Source organism: Aminobacter sp. Piv2-1 (assembly GCF_037625995.1).
Lineage (GTDB): Bacteria > Pseudomonadota > Alphaproteobacteria > Rhizobiales > Rhizobiaceae > Aminobacter.
On record NZ_JARKMU010000011.1, the window covers coordinates 1 to 14,166 of the forward strand.

Below are 14,166 nucleotides of genomic sequence, written 5' to 3' on the forward strand. Positions count from 1 at the left end.
GACGGACGTGACCGGCATCGTGACGCTGCCGGAAGGCACCGAGATGGTGATGCCGGGCGACAACATCACGGTCGACGTCGAACTGATCGTGCCGATCGCCATGGAAGAGAAGCTCCGCTTCGCTATCCGTGAAGGCGGCCGCACCGTCGGCGCCGGCATCGTCGCCTCGATCGTCGAGTAAGTTGAATTAATCGATCTGTCGCGGGCGGGAATACGCCCGCGCCGCGCCAGAACAAGGAATTGACTGATGAACGGACAGAATATCCGCATCCGCCTGAAAGCGTTTGATCACCGAGTGCTCGACGCCTCGACGCGCGAAATCGTGTCGACCGCAAAGCGCACCGGCGCCAACGTTCGCGGCCCCATTCCGCTGCCGACGCGGATTGAGAAGTTCACGGTGAACCGCTCGCCCCACGTCGACAAGAAGAGCCGCGAGCAGTTCGAGATGCGCACCCACAAGCGTCTTCTCGACATCGTCGATCCGACCCCGCAGACCGTCGACGCTCTGATGAAGCTCGACCTCGCCGCCGGTGTCGACGTCGAAATCAAGCTCTAAGAGCTAACATGAGCCGGAAGGGTCAAACCGGACGGCTCCTCTGAAGGAAAACGAACCGATGCGTTCAGGTGTTATTGCACAGAAGGTGGGAATGACGCGCGTCTACAACGACGCCGGCGAGCACGTTCCCGTCACCGTTCTCCGCATGGAGAACTGCCAGGTCGTGGCGCAGCGCACGCAGGAGAAGAACGGCTACACCGCCGTCCAGCTCGGCGTCGGCCTCGCCAAGGTGAAGAATACGTCGAAGGCCATGCGCGGTCATTTTGCCGCTGCCTCGGTCGAGCCCAAGTCGAAGGTCGCGGAGTTCCGCGTGTCCGCCGACAACATGCTCGACGTTGGCGCCGAGATCACCGTCGATCACTTCGTCGCCGGCCAGAAGGTCGACGTCACCGGCACTTCGACCGGTAAGGGCTTCCAAGGTGTCATCAAGCGCCACAATTTCGGTGGCGGCCGCGCGACCCACGGTAACTCGCTGTCGCACCGCGTTCACGGTTCGACCGGTCAGCGCCAGGACCCGGGCAAGGTGTTCAAGGGCAAGAAGATGGCCGGCCACATGGGCGACGTTCGCGTCACCACCCAGAACGTCGAGGTCGTCTCGACCGACCTCGATCGCGGCCTGATCCTGATCCGCGGCGCGGTTCCGGGCACGAAGGGCGCATGGATCCTGGTGCGCGACGCCGCCAAGGTGGCGCTGCCGGAGAACGCGCCGAAGCCGGCCGCGATCCGCGCTGCCAACAAACAGGCTCCGGCCAACGAGGGAGCGGAATAATGGACCTCAAGATTACCACCCTCGCAGGCATGGATGCCGGCAAGGTGAAGCTCTCCGACGAGATCTTCGGCCTTGACCCGCGCGAAGACATCCTGCAGCGCGTCGTGCGCTGGCAGCTCGCCAAGAAGCAGCAGGGCACCCATCAGGCCAAGGGCCGTGCGGACATCGCACGCACCGGCGCCAAGATGTACAAGCAGAAGGGTACGGGCCGCGCCCGTCACTCCTCGGCTCGCGCCCCGCAGTTCCGCGGCGGCGGCAAGGCCCACGGCCCGGTCGTCCGCAGCCACGAGCACGATCTTCCCAAGAAGGTCCGCGCTCTTGGCATCAAGCACGCGCTCTCGGCCAAGGCCAAGGCGTCGAACCTGATCATCGTCGACGAGTTGAAGCTCGACGAGGCGAAGACGAAGGCCCTGGTCGCGAACTTCGCGGCGCTTGGCCTGAGCAACGCCCTGGTGATCGGCGGCGCCGAGCTTGACCAGAACTTCAAGCGCGCGGCGACGAACATCCCGAACATCGACGTCCTGCCGATCCAGGGCATCAACGTCTACGACATTCTGCGCCGCGGCACGCTGGTCCTTTCGAAGGCCGCCGTCGAGGCTCTCGAGGAGCGCTTCAAATGACGGATCTCCGCCACTACGACGTGATCGTGAGCCCCGCGATCACCGAAAAGTCGACCATGGCTTCCGAGCACAACCAGGTCGTCTTCAACGTCGCCAAGAAGGCGAGCAAGCCTGAGATCAAGGCTGCCGTCGAAGCGCTGTTCGGCGTGAAGGTGACTTCCGTGAACACCCTGGTCCGCAAGGGCAAGGTGAAGCGCTTCCGCGGCACGATCGGCCGCCAGAGCGACGTCAAGAAGGCGGTAGTGACGCTGGCCGACGGCCAGTCGATCGACGTCGCGACGGGTCTCTGAGCAAGGCCGCGAGGACAGGACAATGGCACTTAAGAAATTCAAGCCAGTAACGCCGAGCACCCGCCAGCTGGTCATCGTCGACCGCTCGGGCCTCTACAAGGGCAAGCCCGTCAAGGGCCTGACCGAGGGCCTGACCAAGTCGGGCGGCCGCAACAACTACGGTCGCATCACCGCCCGCTTCATCGGCGGTGGTCACAAGCGTTCGTACCGCATCATCGACTTCAAGCGTCGCAAGTTCGACGTGGTCGGCACGGTCGAGCGTCTCGAATACGACCCGAACCGCACCGCCTTCATCGCGCTGATCAAGTACGACGATGGTGAGCTGAGCTACATCATTGCTCCGCAGCGCCTGCAGGCTGGCGACAAGATCATCGCCGGCGAGCAGGTCGACGTGAAGCCGGGCAACGCGATGCCGCTCGGTTCGATGCCGGTGGGCACGATCGTCCACAACATCGAGCTGAAGCCGGGCAAGGGCGGCCAGGTCGCCCGTTCGGCTGGTGCATACGCCCAGCTGGTCGGCCGTGACCAGGGCATGGCGATCCTTCGCCTCAACTCGGGTGAGCAGCGCATCGTTCACGGCTCGTGCATGGCCACCGTCGGAGCCGTGTCCAACCCGGACCACGGCAACATCAACGACGGCAAGGCCGGTCGTACCGTCTGGCGTGGCAAGCGTCCGCACAACCGCGGCGTCACCATGAACCCGGTCGACCATCCGCACGGCGGTGGTGAAGGCCGCACTTCCGGTGGTCGCCATCCGGTGACCCCGTGGGGCAAGCCCACCAAGGGCAAGAAGACGCGGTCCAACAAGGCGACCGACAAGTTCATCGTTCGCTCGCGTCATCTGCGCAAGAGCTAATAAGAGGTAAGCCCAGTGACTCGTTCAGTCTGGAAAGGCCCGTTCATCGACGGCTATCTGCTCAAGAAGGCAGACAAGGTGCGTGAAGGCGGCCGTAATGAGGTGATCAAGATGTGGAGCCGTCGCTCCACCATCCTGCCGCAGTTCGTCGGTCTCACCTTCGGTGTCTACAACGGCCAGAAGCACGTCCCGGTCTCCGTGAACGAGGACATGGTCGGCCACAAGTTCGGTGAGTTCGCTCCCACCAGGACCTACTACGGTCACGGCGCGGACAAGAAGGCGAAGAGGAAGTAACATGGGCAAGGCCAAAGCTCCGCGCAGGCTTGCTGACAACGAGGCACGTGCAGTCCTCCGCACGATCCGCGTCAGCCCGCAGAAGCTCAACCTGGTTGCCGCGCTGATCCGCGGCAAGAAGGTTGGCACCGCGCTGTCCGATCTGGAATTTTCGCGCAAGCGCATCGCCGGTACGGTCAAGAAGACTCTCGAATCGGCTATCGCCAACGCCGAGAACAATCACGACCTGGACGTCGACGCGCTGGTCGTGGCGGAAGCCTATGTCGGCAAGTCGATCGTCATGAAGCGTTTCCACGCTCGTGGCCGTGGTCGCGCCAGCCGCATCGAGAAGCCGTTCTCGCACCTCACGATCGTCGTTCGTGAAGTCGAAGAAAAAGGGGAGGCCGCATAATGGGCCAGAAAATCAATCCGATTGGTCTCCGCCTCGGCATCAACCGCACGTGGGACTCGCGTTGGTACGCCAACACCGGCGAGTACGGCCAGCTGCTGCACGAGGACATCAAGATCCGCAAGTATCTTGAGGCCGAGCTGAAGCAGGCCGCGATCTCGAAGATCGTCATCGAGCGTCCGCACAAGAAGTGCCGCGTGACCATCCACGCCGCCCGTCCGGGCCTGATCATCGGCAAGAAGGGCGCCGACATCGAGAAGCTTCGCAAGAAGCTGACCGAGATGACCCGCTCGGAGACGCACCTCAACATCGTCGAGGTTCGCAAGCCGGAGACCGACGCGACCCTGGTCGCGCAGTCGATCGCCCAGCAGCTCGAGCGCCGCATCGCCTTCCGCCGCGCCATGAAGCGCGCCGTGCAGTCGGCCATGCGTCTCGGCGCCGAGGGCATCCGTATCAACTGCTCGGGCCGTCTCGGCGGCGCTGAAATCGCTCGCATGGAATGGTACCGCGAAGGCCGCGTGCCGCTGCACACGCTGCGCGCCGACGTCGACTACGGTACGGCCGAAGCCCAGACCGCCTACGGCATCTGCGGCGTCAAGGTGTGGGTGTTCAAGGGCGAGATCCTCGAGCACGACCCGATGGCTTCCGAGCGTCGCGCAACCGAAGGCGATCATTCGCACGCTGGCGAGCGTCCCGAGCGTCGCCGTCGCGAAAACGCCTGATACGCATAGGAATTTGGAGTTAGAACGATGCTGCAGCCAAAGCGCACAAAGTTCCGTAAGCAGTTCAAGGGCCGCATCCACGGTACCGCGAAGGGTGGCACCAACCTGGATTTCGGCGGCTTCGGACTGAAGGCGCTTGAGCCGAACCGCGTCACCGCGCGTGAGATCGAGGCGGCCCGCCGCGCGATCACCCGCGAAATGAAGCGTCAGGGTCGCGTCTGGATCCGTATTTTCCCGGACCTGCCCGTCACCTCGAAGCCGACCGAAGTCCGCATGGGTAAGGGTAAGGGCGCGGTCGACTACTGGGCCTGCCGTATCAAGCCGGGCCGCGTGATGTTCGAGATCGACGGCGTTTCCGAGGAAGTGGCTCGCGAGGCCCTGCGCCTCGGCGCTGCCAAGCTCTCGGTCAGGACGCGCTTCGTTCAGCGCATCGCAGAATAAGGAAGGGCTGATCATGAAAGCCTCGGACATCAGGACGAAGACCCAGGACCAGCTCTCCGACGAGCTCGCCTCCCTCAAGAAGGAGCAGTTCAACCTGCGCTTCCAGAAGGCGACCGGTCAGCTGGAAAAGACGGCGCGCGTGAAGCAGGTCCGCAAGGACATCGCGCGCATCAAGACGATCGCCGCCGAAAAGTCGGCCGGCAAGAAGGCTTAAGGACGAAAACCATGCCAAAGCGCATCCTGCAGGGTACGGTCGTCAGCGACAAGAACGAGAAGACGGTGGTCGTCAAGGTCGAGCGTCGCTTCACGCACCCGGTGATGAAGAAGACCGTGCGTATGTCGAAGAACTACAAGGCGCACGACGAGAACAACGCCCACAAGGTCGGCGACACCGTGTTCATCCAGGAGTCGAAGCCGATCTCCAAGGACAAGCGCTGGGTCGTAGTGTCTTCGGACCAGGCGTAATAACGAACGAATTTTGGACAAGCCGGGGAGGGCGGTAGCCCATCCCGTTAGAGAAGAAGAAGGCGGCCAGTCATGATTCAGATGCAAACAAACCTCGACGTGGCGGATAATTCCGGCGCGCGTCGTGTCATGTGCATCAAGGTGCTGGGCGGCTCGAAGCGGAAGTACGCATCCGTCGGCGACATCATCGTGGTGTCGATCAAGGAAGCCATTCCGCGCGGCCGCGTTAAGAAGGGTGACGTGATGAAGGCGGTCGTGGTTCGCACGGCCAAGGACATCCGTCGTCCGGACGGCAGCGTGATCCGTTTCGACAAGAACGCGGCCGTTCTCGTCGACAACAAGAAAGAACCGATCGGCACGCGTATCTTCGGGCCGGTTCCGCGCGAGCTTCGCGCCAAGAACCACATGAAGATCATCTCGCTCGCGCCCGAAGTGCTGTAAGGAGCCGGTAAAATGCAGAAGATCCGTAAAGGCGACAAGGTTGTCGTTCTGACCGGCAAGGACAAGGGCCGCACCGGCGAGGTGCTGGCAGTCCAGCCGAAGGAAGACACCGCGCTCGTCCGCGGCGTGAACATGATCCGCCGCCACCAGAAGCAGTCCCAGTCCCAAGAGGGCGGGATCATCACCAAGGAAGCGCCGATCAACCTGTCGAACATCGCGCTCGCTGACCCCAAGGACGGCAAGCCGACCCGCGTCGGTTTCCAGATCCAGAAGGACGGCAAGAAGGTGCGTGTCGCCAAGCGTTCGGGAGAAGTCATCAATGGCTAAGGCAACCAACGAGCCCCGCCTGAAGAAGGTCTACAAGGAGACCATCCGCAAGGCGCTGCAGGAGCAGTTCAAGTACGAAAACGAGATGCAGATCCCGCGCATCGACAAGATCGTGCTGAACATGGGTGTCGGCGAGGCCACGGCGGATTCGAAGAAGCCGTCGGTCGCAGCCGAAGACCTCGCCATGATCGCCGGCCAGAAGCCGGTCGTGACCCGCGCCCGCAAGTCGATCGCCGGCTTCAAGGTGCGCGAGAACATGCCGATCGGCGCCAAGGTGACGCTCCGCCAGGAGCGCATGTACGAGTTCCTGGACCGTCTCGTGAACATCGCGCTGCCGCGCGTTCGCGACTTCCGCGGCCTGAACCCGAAGAGCTTTGACGGCCGTGGCAACTACGCCATGGGCATCAAGGAGCACATCGTGTTCCCCGAGATCAACTACGACAAGGTCGACCAGATCTGGGGTATGGACATCATCGTTTGCACGACCGCCAAGACGGACGACGAAGCCCGGGCTCTGCTCAAGGCTTTCAACTTCCCCTTCCGGCAGTAACGGCAGCGAGCAAAGGAAAAATCTGAAATGGCAAAGACCAGCTCAGTCGAAAAGAACAACCGGCGCCGCAAGCTTGTGGACCAATACGCTGCCAAGCGTAAGGCCCTCAAGGAAATCATCATGGATCAGTCGAAGCCGATCGAGGAACGCTTCCGCGCGCAGCTCAAGCTGTCCGCGCTGCCGCGCAACTCGGCCAAGATCCGTATCCGCAACCGCTGCGAAGTCACCGGCCGTCCGCGCGCCTACTATCGCAAGCTGAAGATGTCGCGCGTCGCGCTGCGCGACCTTGGCTCGACGGGCAAGATCCCGGGCCTGGTCAAGTCGAGCTGGTAAGGAGCATTTGACATGTCTTTGAGTGATCCTCTCGGCGATATGCTGACCCGTATCCGCAATGCCTATGGCCGCAAGAAGTCGACCGTGTCGACGCCTGCGTCCAGGCTGCGCGCCCGCGTTCTCGACGTGCTGAAGGCGGAAGGCTACATCCGCGATTACAGCCAGACCGACTTCGAAAACGGCAAGTCCGAGATCGAAATCGAGCTGAAGTACTTCGACGGCCAGCCGGTCATCCGTGAAATCGCCCGCGTTTCCAAGCCGGGCCGCCGCGTTTACGTCTCGTCCAAGTCGATTCCGCCTGTTGCCAATGGCCTCGGCATCTCGATCCTTTCGACTCCGAAGGGCGTGATGGCCGACCACGAAGCGCGCGAACAGAACGTCGGCGGGGAAATCCTCTGCCAGATCTTCTGATCTGCGTAGGCTGAAACAAGAAAGGCACGAGGACTATGTCTCGTATTGGCAAGAAACCCGTTCAGCTTCCGCAGGGCGTCACCGCAGCCGTCGACGGCCAGACCGTCACGGCCAAGGGCCCCAAGGGCGAGCTGAAGTTCGTGGTCAACGACGAAGTTCTGGTCACGATGGACAATGGCGAAATCGCCGTCCAGCCGCGCGACCAGTCGAAGGACGCGCGCTCCAAGTGGGGCATGTCGCGCACGCAGATCGTCAACATCCTGACGGGTGTTAAGGACGGCTTCGAAAAGAAGCTCGAGATCACCGGCGTCGGTTATCGTGCCGCGCTCCAGGGCAAGAACCTGCAGCTGGCACTTGGCTTCAGCCATGACGTCGTCTATCAGACGCCGGAAGGCATCACCATCACGGTGCCGAAGCCGACCGAAATCGTGATCAACGGCATCGACAAGCAGCAGGTCGGTCAGGTTGCCGCCGAGATCCGCGAATATCGCGGTCCCGAGCCCTACAAGGGCAAGGGCGTGCGCTATGCAGGCGAGAAGATCGTCCGCAAAGAAGGCAAGAAGAAGTAATAACAACGCCGCGGTGCGCGGTCGCGGGAAGCATTTCAGCTTACCGCAGATGGCCGCGCCCGTTTCAGAAGGCAAGGAACCACTACTATGGCTTCGAAAGAAACCACTCTGCGCCGTTCGGCGCGAATCCGCCGCCAGATCAAGAAGGTCGCCAACGGTCGTCCGCGCCTGTCGGTCCACCGCACGTCGAAGAACATCTATGTTCAGGTCATCGACGACGCCAACGGCCGCACGCTCGCCGCCGCTTCGACCCTCGAGAAGGATCTCAAGGGCTCGCTCAAGACCGGTGCCGACACTGCCGCTGCTACCGCTGTTGGCAAGCTGATCGCCGATCGGGCTTCGAAGGCCGGCATCAAGGATGTCGTTTTCGATCGTGGCGCCTACATCTATCACGGCCGCATCAAGGCACTTGCCGAAGCTGCGCGTGAAGGCGGCCTGAACTTCTGAGGCAGCCGTTCGGCGCCGCGCGTGACGCTGCGCCGCATATCTGCCCAGTTGCAATAAATCCGGCGACGCTATAGACGCCGGATTTGTCGTTTTAACCCCGTGCTTCCGGAAAAGAACAAGGACAGGAATATGGCACAAGAACGTAGGGACGGCGGCCGCGATCGCGAGCGCAGCCGTGACCGTGAAGAGCGCGACAGCGAATTCGTCGACAAGCTCGTTCACATCAACCGCGTCGCCAAGGTCGTCAAGGGCGGCCGGCGTTTCGGCTTCGCAGCGCTCGTCGTCGTCGGCGACCAGAAGGGCCGCGTTGGCTTTGGTCACGGCAAGGCGCGCGAAGTGCCGGAAGCGATCCGCAAGGCAACCGAATCGGCCAAGCGCGACATGATCTTCGTGCCGCTCCGCTCGGGCCGTACGCTGCACCACGACGTCGAAGGTCGTTGGGGCGCTGGCCGCGTTCTGCTGCGCTCTGCCAAGCAGGGTACCGGCATCATCGCCGGCGGTCCGATGCGCGCCGTCTTCGAGACGCTCGGCATGCATGACGTCGTCGCCAAGTCGATGGGTTCGTCGAACCCGTACAACATGGTTCGCGCGACCTTCGATGCGCTGAAGAGCCAGATGCATCCGAAGGATGTGGCTGCGCAGCGCGGCATCAAGTACTCGACGCTTCAGGCCCGCCGCGGTTCCGCGGTCGCGGCGGAAGAATAGTCGCTGGGACCAGGGGATCTAGACCATGGCCAATAAAGCAACCAAGACCATCACCGTTGAGCAGATCGGCAGCCCGATCCGTCGGCCGAAGGAGCAGCGTGCCACGCTGGTCGGCCTCGGCCTCAACAAGATGCATCGCAAGCGCACCCTGGAGGACACTCCTTCGGTTCGCGGCATGATCGCTGCTGTGCAGCACCTCGTCCGCGTCGTGGACGAGGCCTAAGCCGAGCGCAGGAGACAGGACATGAAACTCAACGATCTGCGTGACAACTCCGGCGCTACCCACTCGAAGAAGCGCTTGGGCCGCGGCATCGGTTCGGGCTCCGGCAAGACCGGCGGCCGCGGTGTCAAGGGCCAGAAGTCCCGTTCGGGCGTGGCGATCAACGGCTTCGAGGGTGGCCAGATGCCGCTCTACCGCCGCCTGCCGAAGCGTGGCTTCACCAACATCTTCGCCAAGAGCTTCGTCACCGTGTCGCTGGCCCGTATCCAGGCCGCGATCGATGCCAAGAAGCTCGACGCCAAGGAAACCGTGAATGGCGAGGCACTCGTCAAGGCCGGCGTGATCCGCCGCGTCAAGGACGGCGTGCGGATCCTCGGCGACGGCGAACTGAAGGCCAAGGTGGCCTTCGACGTGGCCGGCGCCTCCAAGCCGGCCATCGAGAAGATCGAGAAGGCCGGAGGATCGGTTAAGCTACCGGAAACGGCAGCTGCCGAGTAAAAGGTTTGCGAGCTGGCGGCGGTAGAGATACCGCCGCTTGCATGTTTACCGTCCGAAGCCTATTTCGTGGCTTCGGTGACTCACGCCGCGCCGGCTTGCGGCATGCGGCGTGACCAAGGGAGTGTCCTCTATGGCATCGGCTGCAGAACAACTTGCATCCAATCTGAATTTCGCAGCCTTCGCCAAGGCCGAAGATCTCAAGAAGCGCATCTGGTTCACCATCGGCGCGCTGCTCGTCTATCGCCTCGGCACCTACATTCCGCTTCCGGGAATCAATCCCGACGCCTTCGCTCAGGCCTTCACCCAGCAGAGCCGCGGCGTCCTCGGCATCTTCAACATGTTCGCCGGCGGTGCCGTGCAGCGCATGGCGATCTTTGCCCTGGGCATCATGCCCTACATCTCCGCCTCCATCATCATGCAGCTCATGACGTCGGTCATCCCGTCGCTCGAAGCGCTGAAGAAGGAAGGCGAGGCGGGCCGCAAGATCATCAACCAGTACACCCGCTACGGTACGGTCCTTCTCGCCGTCGTCCAGGCCTACGGCATTTCCGTCGGGCTTGAGAGCGGCAACGGCATCGTCGCCGATCCCGGCATGTTCTTCCGCGCCTCGACGGTCATCACGCTCGTCGGCGGCACCATGTTCCTGATGTGGCTCGGCGAGCAGATCACCGCCCGCGGCATCGGCAACGGCATTTCGCTCATCATCTTCGCCGGCATCGTCGCCGGCCTGCCGAGCGCAATCAGCGGCACTCTCGAACTCGGCCGTACCGGCGCGCTGTCCACGGGCCTGATCCTGGCGATCATCGTGCTAGCGATCGTCCTGATCGCCGTGATCGTCTTCTTCGAGCGTGCCCAGCGCCGCCTGCTGATCCAGTACCCGAAGCGCCAGATCGGCAATCGCATGTTCCAGGGCGACACCTCGCACCTGCCGCTGAAGCTGAACACCTCGGGCGTGATTCCGCCGATCTTCGCCTCGTCGCTGCTGTTGCTGCCCGCGACCTTCGCCGGCTTCGCCAATACGACGACGCTGCCCGGCTGGGCGAGCGCGATCATGGCGGCGCTCGGCCACGGCCAGCCGCTCTACATGGCGCTCTATGCCGGCATGATCATCTTCTTCTCCTTCTTCTATACGGCGATTGTGTTCAATCCGAAGGACACGGCCGACCAGCTGAAGAAGCATTCAGGCTTCATCCCCGGATACCGTCCGGGTGAACGCACCGCCGAATACATCGACTACGTGCTGACTCGCATCACCGTCATCGGCACCGCATACCTCGTGGTCATCTGCCTGATCCCGGAGTTCCTGATTTCGTGGACGGGCGTGCCCTTCTACCTTGGTGGTACTTCGCTTCTCATCGTCGTCAATGTAACTCTCGACACGGTGGCGCAGATTCAGGGTCACCTGATCGCCCATCAGTATGAGGGTCTGATCAAGAAGTCGAAGCTCCGCGGAGGTAAGAGGGGAAGATGAGGCTGATATTGCTTGGACCGCCGGGGGCGGGCAAGGGGACGCAAGCACAGAGGCTGGTCGACAAGCACGGCATTCCTCAGCTTTCCACCGGTGACATGCTGCGCGCAGCCGTGGGAGCCAAGACGGAAGTTGGACTGCGCGCCAAGGCGGTGATGGATGCCGGCGGTCTGGTGTCCGACGAGATCGTCAACGCGATCGTCGCCGAGCGCATCGACCAGGATGATTGCGCCCGCGGTTTCATCCTCGACGGATATCCGCGCACGCTGGCCCAGGCCGATGCCGTCGCCGACATGCTCGCCGAGCGCGGCATGCCGCTCGATGTGGTCGTCGAACTCGTCGTCGACGACAAGGCGCTGGTCGGCCGAATCGTCAAGCGCGCCGAGGAGGCGAAGGCCGCTGGCCTTCCGCCGCGCAAGGATGACAATCCGGAGGTGTTCGACGAACGCCTGCGCGAGTACTACAAGAAGACCGCCCCGCTGATCGGCTACTACTACGCCAACGACCTCCTGAAGCAGGTCGACGGTATGGCGGAGATCGACAACGTGACCGCTCAGATCGATGCGGTCTTGGCGGACACGCTGCGCAATTAGCGCTAGGGGTCTTGACGGACGGGCCGATCCGGAGTATGGCGGCCCGTCTTCCATTCAGGCATTTGTTTGCTGCCCGTGAGGGTATGCATGAGCATTGATACGGAAAACCCGCAAGGGCCGGCCTCCACCGGACGCGGGACAACTTGAAGCGCCGGCATTGTCCGGCCCAAATGGAGTGAAAAGATGGCTCGTATAGCCGGCGTCAATATTCCGACCAACAAGCGCGTCGTGATCGCGCTTCAGTACATCCACGGCATTGGCAAGAAGTTCGCCCAGGAGATCGTCGAGAAGGTGGGTATCCCGGCCGAGCGTCGCGTCAACCAGCTGACCGACGCCGAAGTTCTGGCGATCCGCGAGACGATCGACCGCGACTATCAGGTCGAAGGCGATCTGCGCCGCGAAGTTTCGATCAACATCAAGCGTCTGATGGACCTCGGCTGCTACCGCGGCCTGCGTCACCGTCGTTCGCTGCCGGTGCGCGGTCAGCGCACGCACACCAATGCCCGCACCCGCAAGGGTCCGGCCAAGGCGATCGCCGGCAAGAAGAAGTAAGGTTTTCCCGGCGGGTTTAGGCCCGCCGGTTTCGCCTTTTGGGCGGGTGTTCGGCCTGGCACCTTAAATGCAGGCTGGTGTAGCCGCTGGCGTTACGGCGGTGAAGAGATCAACTGAAAGGACTACCATGGCCAAGGAAGCCGGCCGCGTTCGTCGTCGCGAACGCAAGAACATCTCGTCGGGCGTTGCTCACGTCAATTCGACCTTCAACAACACCATGATCACCATCTCCGACGCGCAGGGCAACGCGATTGCCTGGTCGTCGGCCGGTGCCCAGGGCTTCAAGGGTTCGCGCAAGTCGACCCCGTTCGCTGCCCAGATGGCTGCCGAGGATGCTGCCAAGAAGGCTCAGGAGCACGGCATGCGCACCCTCGAGGTCGAGGTTTGCGGACCCGGTTCCGGCCGTGAGTCGGCGCTGCGCGCGCTCCAGGCTGCGGGTTTCACCATCACGTCGATCCGCGACGTGACGCCGATCCCGCACAATGGCTGCCGCCCGCGCAAGAAGCGTCGCGTCTAAGCACATTTCACCGCCGCACGGCGCCCAGGCGCTCGTCTGCGGCTTCCAGGTCGCTCGCCACGATTGGATGGTGGCGGGGTATCGGAAGGAAGCGAATATGATCCAGAAAAACTGGCAGGAACTGATCAAGCCGAACAAGATCGAGTTCTCGTCAAAGAACAAGACTCTGACCACGCTGGTCGCGGAGCCGCTGGAGCGCGGTTTCGGCCTGACGCTGGGCAATGCGCTGCGTCGCGTGCTCCTGTCGTCGCTGCGTGGCGCGGCCGTTACCGCCGTCCAGATCGACGGCGTGCTGCACGAGTTCTCCTCGATCGGCGGCGTGCGTGAGGACGTCACCGACATCGTGCTCAACATCAAGGAAATCGCCATCCGTATGGAAGGCGATGGTCCGAAGCGCATGGTCGTTCGCAAGCAGGGCCCCGGTGCCGTGCTCGCTGGCGACATCCAGACCGTCGGCGACGTCGAGATCCTGAACCCGGATCACGTCATCTGCACCCTCGACGAGGGGGCCGAGATCCGCATGGAGTTCACGGTCGACACCGGCAAGGGCTACGTGCCCGCCGAGCGTAACCGCGCCGAAGACGCGCCGATCGGCCTCATCCCGGTCGACAGCCTGTACTCGCCGGTCAAGAAGGTTTCGTACAAGGTCGAAAACACCCGCGAGGGTCAGGTTCTCGACTACGACAAGCTGACCATGACCATCGAGACCGACGGTTCGATCACGGGCGAGGACGCGGTGGCCTTTGCCGCGCGCATCCTGCAGGACCAGCTCGCGCTGTTCGTCAACTTCGAGGAGCCGCAGAAGGAAACCGCGGCCGAGGCCGTCACCGAGCTCGCCTTCAACCCGGCGCTGCTCAAGAAGGTCGACGAGCTCGAGCTTTCGGTCCGTTCGGCCAACTGCCTCAAGAACGACAACATCGTCTACATCGGCGACCTGATCCAGAAGACGGAAGCCGAGATGCTGCGTACGCCGAACTTCGGCCGCAAGTCGCTCAACGAGATCAAGGAAGTCCTGGCCGCGATGGGGCTGCACCTCGGCATGGAAGTGCCGGACTGGCCGCCGGAAAACATCGAAGACCTCGCCAAGCGTTACGAAGATCAATACTGAGGCCCAGGCCTCTAGAACCAGACCCA

26 protein-coding genes and 1 pseudogene are annotated in these 14,166 nt (G+C 62.7%); all 27 read left to right on the forward strand.

Annotated elements, in window-relative coordinates; all coding sequences use genetic code 11:
- Window positions 1-181 (forward strand): annotated as a pseudogene (tuf, locus tag AmiPiv_RS19090) (elongation factor Tu); the annotation flags it as partial.
- Window positions 182-247: 66 nt separating this feature from the next.
- Window positions 248-556: a 30S ribosomal protein S10 gene (rpsJ, locus tag AmiPiv_RS19095; RefSeq protein ID WP_006205468.1), complete on the forward strand. Its 309-nt coding sequence runs from the start codon at window positions 248-250 to the stop codon at window positions 554-556.
- Between the two features lie 58 nt (window positions 557-614).
- Window positions 615-1,325 (forward strand): 50S ribosomal protein L3, encoded by a 711-nt coding sequence (rplC, locus tag AmiPiv_RS19100; protein WP_340039518.1) that lies wholly within the window; start codon window positions 615-617, stop codon window positions 1,323-1,325.
- Complete coding sequence (rplD, locus tag AmiPiv_RS19105) at window positions 1,325-1,945, forward strand: 50S ribosomal protein L4 (protein ID WP_340039520.1); 621 nt, start codon at window positions 1,325-1,327, stop codon at window positions 1,943-1,945. The genes rplC and rplD overlap by 1 nt, the downstream gene beginning before the upstream one ends.
- A complete protein-coding gene (locus AmiPiv_RS19110; RefSeq protein WP_340039522.1) occupies window positions 1,942-2,235 on the forward strand; it encodes a 50S ribosomal protein L23 in 294 nt (97 codons plus the stop codon). Before rplD ends, AmiPiv_RS19110 begins: the two co-directional genes overlap by 4 nt.
- 22 nt (window positions 2,236-2,257) lie before the next feature.
- On the forward strand, window positions 2,258-3,091 hold the full coding sequence (rplB, locus tag AmiPiv_RS19115) for a 50S ribosomal protein L2 (RefSeq protein WP_018427844.1): 834 nt from the start codon (window positions 2,258-2,260) through the stop codon (window positions 3,089-3,091).
- Window positions 3,092-3,106: 15 nt separating this feature from the next.
- Window positions 3,107-3,385: a 30S ribosomal protein S19 gene (gene rpsS, locus AmiPiv_RS19120; RefSeq protein WP_035032279.1), complete on the forward strand. Its 279-nt coding sequence runs from the start codon at window positions 3,107-3,109 to the stop codon at window positions 3,383-3,385.
- Between the two features lies 1 nt (window position 3,386).
- Window positions 3,387-3,776 carry a 50S ribosomal protein L22 gene (gene rplV, locus AmiPiv_RS19125; RefSeq protein ID WP_019171222.1) on the forward strand — a complete coding sequence of 130 codons (390 nt, stop codon included), beginning with the start codon at window positions 3,387-3,389 and terminating at the stop codon, window positions 3,774-3,776.
- Window positions 3,776-4,495: a 30S ribosomal protein S3 gene (gene rpsC, locus AmiPiv_RS19130; RefSeq protein ID WP_340039529.1), complete on the forward strand. Its 720-nt coding sequence runs from the start codon at window positions 3,776-3,778 to the stop codon at window positions 4,493-4,495. Before rplV ends, rpsC begins: the two co-directional genes overlap by 1 nt.
- 27 nt (window positions 4,496-4,522) lie before the next feature.
- The gene (gene rplP / locus AmiPiv_RS19135; protein WP_018427848.1) at window positions 4,523-4,936 is read left to right on the forward strand and encodes a 50S ribosomal protein L16; all 414 of its coding nucleotides are present in this window, start codon (window positions 4,523-4,525) and stop codon (window positions 4,934-4,936) included.
- Window positions 4,937-4,949: 13 nt separating this feature from the next.
- Window positions 4,950-5,150: a 50S ribosomal protein L29 gene (gene rpmC / locus AmiPiv_RS19140; protein ID WP_340039532.1), complete on the forward strand. Its 201-nt coding sequence runs from the start codon at window positions 4,950-4,952 to the stop codon at window positions 5,148-5,150.
- Window positions 5,151-5,161: 11 nt separating this feature from the next.
- Entirely contained in the window at window positions 5,162-5,401 is a 240-nt protein-coding gene (rpsQ, locus tag AmiPiv_RS19145; protein ID WP_018427850.1) for a 30S ribosomal protein S17, read from the forward strand.
- A 72-nt stretch (window positions 5,402-5,473) separates the two neighbouring features.
- Entirely contained in the window at window positions 5,474-5,842 is a 369-nt protein-coding gene (gene rplN / locus AmiPiv_RS19150) for a 50S ribosomal protein L14 (protein ID WP_006205457.1), read from the forward strand.
- A 12-nt stretch (window positions 5,843-5,854) separates the two neighbouring features.
- Window positions 5,855-6,169 carry a 50S ribosomal protein L24 gene (rplX, locus tag AmiPiv_RS19155; RefSeq protein ID WP_340039877.1) on the forward strand — a complete coding sequence of 105 codons (315 nt, stop codon included), beginning with the start codon at window positions 5,855-5,857 and terminating at the stop codon, window positions 6,167-6,169.
- Complete coding sequence (rplE, locus tag AmiPiv_RS19160; protein ID WP_340039880.1) at window positions 6,162-6,719, forward strand: 50S ribosomal protein L5; 558 nt, start codon at window positions 6,162-6,164, stop codon at window positions 6,717-6,719. Before rplX ends, rplE begins: the two co-directional genes overlap by 8 nt.
- 27 nt (window positions 6,720-6,746) lie before the next feature.
- Window positions 6,747-7,052, forward strand: coding sequence for a 30S ribosomal protein S14 (gene rpsN, locus AmiPiv_RS19165; protein ID WP_340039881.1), 306 nt, complete (start codon window positions 6,747-6,749; stop codon window positions 7,050-7,052).
- A 12-nt stretch (window positions 7,053-7,064) separates the two neighbouring features.
- Window positions 7,065-7,463, forward strand: a complete 399-nt coding sequence (gene rpsH / locus AmiPiv_RS19170) for a 30S ribosomal protein S8 (protein ID WP_067961896.1) — start codon at window positions 7,065-7,067, stop codon at window positions 7,461-7,463.
- A 35-nt stretch (window positions 7,464-7,498) separates the two neighbouring features.
- Window positions 7,499-8,032 (forward strand): 50S ribosomal protein L6, encoded by a 534-nt coding sequence (rplF, locus tag AmiPiv_RS19175; RefSeq protein ID WP_340039885.1) that lies wholly within the window; start codon window positions 7,499-7,501, stop codon window positions 8,030-8,032.
- An 87-nt stretch (window positions 8,033-8,119) separates the two neighbouring features.
- On the forward strand, window positions 8,120-8,479 hold the full coding sequence (gene rplR, locus AmiPiv_RS19180; RefSeq protein ID WP_340039887.1) for a 50S ribosomal protein L18: 360 nt from the start codon (window positions 8,120-8,122) through the stop codon (window positions 8,477-8,479).
- 129 nt (window positions 8,480-8,608) lie between these two features.
- Entirely contained in the window at window positions 8,609-9,184 is a 576-nt protein-coding gene (rpsE, locus tag AmiPiv_RS19185; protein WP_340039889.1) for a 30S ribosomal protein S5, read from the forward strand.
- Window positions 9,185-9,209: 25 nt separating this feature from the next.
- Window positions 9,210-9,407, forward strand: a complete 198-nt coding sequence (gene rpmD / locus AmiPiv_RS19190) for a 50S ribosomal protein L30 (protein WP_340039891.1) — start codon at window positions 9,210-9,212, stop codon at window positions 9,405-9,407.
- Window positions 9,408-9,428: 21 nt separating this feature from the next.
- Complete coding sequence (gene rplO, locus AmiPiv_RS19195) at window positions 9,429-9,902, forward strand: 50S ribosomal protein L15 (RefSeq protein WP_340039893.1); 474 nt, start codon at window positions 9,429-9,431, stop codon at window positions 9,900-9,902.
- Window positions 9,903-10,032: 130 nt separating this feature from the next.
- A complete protein-coding gene (gene secY, locus AmiPiv_RS19200) occupies window positions 10,033-11,373 on the forward strand; it encodes a preprotein translocase subunit SecY (protein WP_340039896.1) in 1,341 nt (446 codons plus the stop codon).
- Window positions 11,370-11,963: an adenylate kinase gene (locus tag AmiPiv_RS19205; protein ID WP_340039898.1), complete on the forward strand. Its 594-nt coding sequence runs from the start codon at window positions 11,370-11,372 to the stop codon at window positions 11,961-11,963. Before secY ends, AmiPiv_RS19205 begins: the two co-directional genes overlap by 4 nt.
- A gap of 183 nt (window positions 11,964-12,146) precedes the next feature.
- Window positions 12,147-12,515, forward strand: coding sequence for a 30S ribosomal protein S13 (gene rpsM, locus AmiPiv_RS19210; RefSeq protein ID WP_340039900.1), 369 nt, complete (start codon window positions 12,147-12,149; stop codon window positions 12,513-12,515).
- Between the two features lie 127 nt (window positions 12,516-12,642).
- Entirely contained in the window at window positions 12,643-13,032 is a 390-nt protein-coding gene (gene rpsK, locus AmiPiv_RS19215; RefSeq protein ID WP_340039903.1) for a 30S ribosomal protein S11, read from the forward strand.
- A gap of 97 nt (window positions 13,033-13,129) precedes the next feature.
- A complete protein-coding gene (locus AmiPiv_RS19220) occupies window positions 13,130-14,140 on the forward strand; it encodes a DNA-directed RNA polymerase subunit alpha (RefSeq protein ID WP_340039905.1) in 1,011 nt (336 codons plus the stop codon).
- Window positions 14,141-14,166: the final 26 nt, after the last annotated feature.

Coding starts and splice junctions, on each gene's coding strand:
- rpsJ (WP_006205468.1), top strand. CDS start 248: ATGAACGGACAGAATATCCGCATCCGCCTGAAAGCGTTTGATCACCGA.
- rplC (WP_340039518.1), top strand. CDS start 615: ATGCGTTCAGGTGTTATTGCACAGAAGGTGGGAATGACGCGCGTCTAC.
- rplD (WP_340039520.1), top strand. CDS start 1,325: ATGGACCTCAAGATTACCACCCTCGCAGGCATGGATGCCGGCAAGGTG.
- AmiPiv_RS19110 (WP_340039522.1), top strand. CDS start 1,942: ATGACGGATCTCCGCCACTACGACGTGATCGTGAGCCCCGCGATCACC.
- rplB (WP_018427844.1), top strand. CDS start 2,258: ATGGCACTTAAGAAATTCAAGCCAGTAACGCCGAGCACCCGCCAGCTG.
- rplV (WP_019171222.1), top strand. CDS start 3,387: ATGGGCAAGGCCAAAGCTCCGCGCAGGCTTGCTGACAACGAGGCACGT.
- rpsC (WP_340039529.1), top strand. CDS start 3,776: ATGGGCCAGAAAATCAATCCGATTGGTCTCCGCCTCGGCATCAACCGC.
- rplP (WP_018427848.1), top strand. CDS start 4,523: ATGCTGCAGCCAAAGCGCACAAAGTTCCGTAAGCAGTTCAAGGGCCGC.
- rpmC (WP_340039532.1), top strand. CDS start 4,950: ATGAAAGCCTCGGACATCAGGACGAAGACCCAGGACCAGCTCTCCGAC.
- rpsQ (WP_018427850.1), top strand. CDS start 5,162: ATGCCAAAGCGCATCCTGCAGGGTACGGTCGTCAGCGACAAGAACGAG.
- rplN (WP_006205457.1), top strand. CDS start 5,474: ATGATTCAGATGCAAACAAACCTCGACGTGGCGGATAATTCCGGCGCG.
- rplX (WP_340039877.1), top strand. CDS start 5,855: ATGCAGAAGATCCGTAAAGGCGACAAGGTTGTCGTTCTGACCGGCAAG.
- rplE (WP_340039880.1), top strand. CDS start 6,162: ATGGCTAAGGCAACCAACGAGCCCCGCCTGAAGAAGGTCTACAAGGAG.
- rpsN (WP_340039881.1), top strand. CDS start 6,747: ATGGCAAAGACCAGCTCAGTCGAAAAGAACAACCGGCGCCGCAAGCTT.
- rpsH (WP_067961896.1), top strand. CDS start 7,065: ATGTCTTTGAGTGATCCTCTCGGCGATATGCTGACCCGTATCCGCAAT.
- rplF (WP_340039885.1), top strand. CDS start 7,499: ATGTCTCGTATTGGCAAGAAACCCGTTCAGCTTCCGCAGGGCGTCACC.
- rplR (WP_340039887.1), top strand. CDS start 8,120: ATGGCTTCGAAAGAAACCACTCTGCGCCGTTCGGCGCGAATCCGCCGC.
- rpsE (WP_340039889.1), top strand. CDS start 8,609: ATGGCACAAGAACGTAGGGACGGCGGCCGCGATCGCGAGCGCAGCCGT.
- rpmD (WP_340039891.1), top strand. CDS start 9,210: ATGGCCAATAAAGCAACCAAGACCATCACCGTTGAGCAGATCGGCAGC.
- rplO (WP_340039893.1), top strand. CDS start 9,429: ATGAAACTCAACGATCTGCGTGACAACTCCGGCGCTACCCACTCGAAG.
- secY (WP_340039896.1), top strand. CDS start 10,033: ATGGCATCGGCTGCAGAACAACTTGCATCCAATCTGAATTTCGCAGCC.
- AmiPiv_RS19205 (WP_340039898.1), top strand. CDS start 11,370: ATGAGGCTGATATTGCTTGGACCGCCGGGGGCGGGCAAGGGGACGCAA.
- rpsM (WP_340039900.1), top strand. CDS start 12,147: ATGGCTCGTATAGCCGGCGTCAATATTCCGACCAACAAGCGCGTCGTG.
- rpsK (WP_340039903.1), top strand. CDS start 12,643: ATGGCCAAGGAAGCCGGCCGCGTTCGTCGTCGCGAACGCAAGAACATC.
- AmiPiv_RS19220 (WP_340039905.1), top strand. CDS start 13,130: ATGATCCAGAAAAACTGGCAGGAACTGATCAAGCCGAACAAGATCGAG.